The 3,909-nt window shown below is 46.9% G+C and carries 4 protein-coding genes; 2 read left to right on the top strand and 2 right to left on the bottom strand.

Going from position 1 to position 3,909, the window contains the following annotated elements:
• The first annotated feature begins 137 nt into the window (after positions 1 to 137).
• Positions 138 to 992, top strand: coding sequence for an alpha/beta hydrolase (locus STRDD11_RS12850; protein WP_128837632.1), 855 nt, complete (start codon positions 138 to 140; stop codon positions 990 to 992).
• Positions 993 to 1,257: 265 nt separating this feature from the next.
• A complete protein-coding gene (locus STRDD11_RS12855) occupies positions 1,258 to 2,238 on the top strand; it encodes a DUF1002 domain-containing protein (RefSeq protein ID WP_128837633.1) in 981 nt (326 codons plus the stop codon).
• A 197-nt stretch (positions 2,239 to 2,435) separates the two neighbouring features.
• Here STRDD11_RS12855 and STRDD11_RS12860 read toward each other — a convergent pair whose 3' ends face one another.
• The gene (locus STRDD11_RS12860; protein WP_128837634.1) at positions 2,436 to 3,164 is read right to left on the bottom strand and encodes a TraX family protein; all 729 of its coding nucleotides are present in this window, start codon (positions 3,162 to 3,164) and stop codon (positions 2,436 to 2,438) included.
• 172 nt (positions 3,165 to 3,336) lie between these two features.
• Positions 3,337 to 3,909: amino acid permease (locus STRDD11_RS12865; protein ID WP_128837635.1), on the bottom strand; the 573-nt coding region annotated here is incomplete at its 5' end.

Below are 3,909 nucleotides of genomic sequence, written 5' to 3' on the forward strand. Positions count from 1 at the left end.
CTAAAAGACAGGAAAGATCGAAAGAGTAAAAAATGATTTTCATTTTTTCTCCTAGAGACAAGCCTCAATCCAGTTACTTGTAAGACGGATAGATCCATGATATAATTTTGTAGATTTATCGTAAAAAGGAAAGAAAAATGAAGAAGAAACTGGGTTTCAAGCTGCTCATCCTGCTCATATTAGCAATTGTTGGCCTGACAGCATTTTACACTCATAGAGAATCGGCGGAGCTGGATACGAAAAACTATGTCCAGTCCACGACGCCGACTCTCTTTTTCCACGGTTACGGATCCAGTGCCAATGCAGCCAAGCATATGACAGAAGCCGCCAGAAAAGCCGGTGTAACTCAGACTATTATCGTTGCCAATGTCAGCAGGACCGGTCAAGTAAGCTTACAGGGAGAGATTCCCAAAGGGGCTGTCAATCCTATCGTCAGGGTCAACTATGAGGACAACCGCAATCCTGACTATGCCCAGGACGGCCAATACGCAGCGGCTGTTGTCCGTAAACTGCAGAAAACTTATGGCTTCAAGCAAATGAACTTTGTCGGCCACTCTATGGGGAATATGTCCATTCTCTTTTATATGCTGGAAAACAGCCAGGACGAACAGCTTCCTCAGCTGCAAAAACAGGTCAATATTGCCAATCACGTCAACGGCCTGGAAGGAATGGATCTGCCTGAAAACCTGACCATTGCAGACGAAGAAACGGGCCAGCCCAGTGCCATGAGCCAGACCTACCAGACACTGCTGGGACTGCGCGAAATCTATCCGCAGGATCAGGTAGATGTTCTCAATATTTACGGCGATTTTAAAAAGGAATCAGACGGATCGGTCCTCAATGTCTCCTCCCGCAGTCTTAAGTACCTGCTGGCAGACAATGCCAAATCCTATCAGGAAAAAAAGATGACCGGCCAGCTGGCTCAGCACAGCAAGCTGCGGGAAAATCCAGAAGTAGAAGAGCTGCTAATTGACTTCCTTTGGGGCAAGTAAAACAGCTGCTGGAAAGAAATCCGGCAGCTGTTTTTTCTTTGAACTTATGAGAGAAATATTGTAAAATGTATCTATTATCCTAAGCAATTAGCGAGGATAAGACTAACTCCCATCCTTGCAGAGTCTAGCTGATGTCCTCTGAAAGAAAACCAATGGAGCGGAAATTGCGCTCAAGAAACAGAAAGCAGAGAAATTCAGATAAAACAGGCTATAGAAAAGGCTATAGAGCTTGGAGATCTATAGCGGGAGGAAAAGAGGAAAGAATATGAAATTCAAAAAAACTTTACTGACAGCAGGGGCCTTCCTGGCCGCTCTCTTTACTATCTCGACAGCATCAGCTGACAGCAATGTTCAGAAAGTCATTGACGAAACCTATGTTCAGCCTGAATATGTACTGGGCTATTCTTTGGATGACAGCCAGAAAGAACAGACGCTGCAGCTGCTGGGCTACAATTCAGCGAGCGACACCAAGCCTCTCAAAACCATGACGCCGGATGTCTACTCCAAGATCATGAATGTGGCCAATGACTCCAGCCTGCAGCTCTATTCGTCTGTAAAAATCCAAAAATTGGGCAGCAATCAGGCACTGGAAGTCAAAATTGTAACACCGCAGAATATCACCAAGGTGACAGAAGACATGTACCGCAATGCAGCTGTTACGCTGGGCGTACAGCACGCGCAGATTACCGTAGCCGCACCAATCCCTGTGACCGGTGAGAGCGCCTTGGCTGGAATTTACTACTCTTTGGAGGATAACGGTGCCACCGTCCCTCAGGAAAGCAAGGACTTGGCTCAGGAAGAACTGTCTGCCCTCTCCAATATCAATGCAGAAAATACCGGCAAAGAAGGCTATGATGCAGACAAGCTCAATGTCGCACTGGCCGACATTAAGTCAGCAGTTGCCAATGCCAAGAAAAACAGCAGCAACCTGACCGAAGAAGATGTCCGCAAAATTGTAGAAGAAACCCTGAAAAACTACGGACTGACAGAGTCCGTCACCAGCGACCAGATCAATCTGATTGTCAACTTTGCGGTCAACCTCTCAAACAGCGGAATCATCACAGATGCTGACTTTACCAAAACGCTCAGCGACTTGAAAGACAGCATCGTTTCCAAGGCTGGGGATACGTTCAACAATATCAACCTCAACTTTGATGCTAACGGCTTGATTCAGGAAGGCGGCAATTTCTTCAGTAATATCTGGAATGCCATTGTCAACTTCTTCAAGGGACTGCTGGGCGGCTAATACCAGCATCACCTGCAAGACTGCAGCTGAATTATTTAAAAAGAATAGAAAACGAATGATGGCAGCCTGTAAAATTCTCACTGTCATTCATTCGTTTTCTTGCTTATTCCAATGCTTATCATTGGGCTTTTTCAGCGGTTTCCCAACTCTTAGAAGAGTTTTTGTGACTCGGATTCGATTAGGCAGATTTGACGCAGTCAGCTCTTTAAAATAAGGAAACGAAGGAGCAGTAGGAGGCAGAGATGGCCTGGATAAAAGGCATAGAAGCCCCATTTGACCCAAGCCGGACAGTAGCCGCGCCGGCCATTATAGGCTTTTAAAAGCGGTATGGTCAGCAGAAGGCCAAATGTGGCAGCCATATCATAGAGCAGAAGGGATTTCTGATAAAGCAGAAAAGAGCAAAGAAAGAGAGCAGCACAGGTCAGCGTCAGACTGACAATTGGACCAGTCACGCCGTCCTGCCTTTGACGGTACTGATAAAAGCTGGCAATCAGCAAAATACCGACAAAGCCCCAATCCCATCCCCAGCTGAGGCAGGCAAATAGAAAGATCAGCACATGCTGCAGCAGGGGCTTGGACACACGCTCCAAGAGCATGAGCAGCAGCAGACCAAGCAGCAGAGTGCAGAGGATATTATTGAAAGGAAAAATCGGCCGCTCGGGATAAAAGAGATAATGAAAGGGCAGGATGGACAGCAGCCAAAACACTGTCAGCCGCAGGGCGTATCTCTCTTTGTTTCTGCTATACTGAAAGCCTTGGACCAGCAGGTAGGCCATGATTGGAAAGGCCAGCCGGCCAATCACTTCTGTCAGCAGATAAAGAGGCAAATTCTCCCCATCAGCATTCAGGACATGGCCCAGATGATTGATAAACATAGCTGTAATCGCCAGCAGTTTTAAATGAAAAGCATTCAGTCCCTTCTTCATAGTCCGCTCCTTGTTTGAATTTGATTTTCGAAGAGTATTACTAGGCATTATATAAGAATCCCATCCCAGAGTCAATGCTGAAACGGCTCTTTTTCTGGATGATAAAGAAAAAAGGACCCGCTGCTTGGTTTATCCTTAAAATTGGATCAAACCCAGTGCAAGTCCTTTTTGTCTATGCTTGCTTTTTCTTTTCTCGCTGAGCTGCCCAAGGCAGGAGCAGACCCAGAGCCAGAAGTGCAATCGGCGTAATAATATTGGTGGCTAGACTGAACCACCATTCGGTCGGGTGGGTCGCAAAGTCAACCTGAGGCGCCATGCCTAAAATGCAGGCAAAGGCCGTGAAGGCAAAGCCCCAAGCTCCCACCAGAAAACCAAGCAGCGGACGTTTGACAAACTTATACTCCGCATTCTTAAAACTGTCCCAATGGCGGTAGAGGAACATATAGGCCAGAAATACCCAGAGGAAGCAAAGAGGCGATACGATAGCGTTGAGATTGGTCATCCAAACGACCAGGCCGTCAATTTCTTTAAGGCCAAAGAGCGGCAGAATGATGATAATGCCAACCAGAACCCCCGTCAGCAGATAGCCGTTGATAAGCATGCCGGACTTGGTCCGCTTGCGCAGCCAGCTGGGGATAAAATCCTCATCAGCACTGCCCAAAAAGATTTGCAGCGGCGCATCAATACAGATGGCCAGAGTAGAGGCTTGGCCGATAAATTGGGTCAGGCCGTAAATGGTCACCAA

Origin of the sequence: Streptococcus sp. DD11 (genome assembly GCF_001578865.1) — a bacterium.
Classification (GTDB): domain Bacteria; phylum Bacillota; class Bacilli; order Lactobacillales; family Streptococcaceae; genus Streptococcus; species Streptococcus panodentis.

Coding starts and splice junctions, on each gene's coding strand:
- STRDD11_RS12860 (WP_128837634.1), bottom strand. CDS start 3,164: ATGAAGAAGGGACTGAATGCTTTTCATTTAAAACTGCTGGCGATTACA.
- STRDD11_RS12855 (WP_128837633.1), top strand. CDS start 1,258: ATGAAATTCAAAAAAACTTTACTGACAGCAGGGGCCTTCCTGGCCGCT.
- STRDD11_RS12850 (WP_128837632.1), top strand. CDS start 138: ATGAAGAAGAAACTGGGTTTCAAGCTGCTCATCCTGCTCATATTAGCA.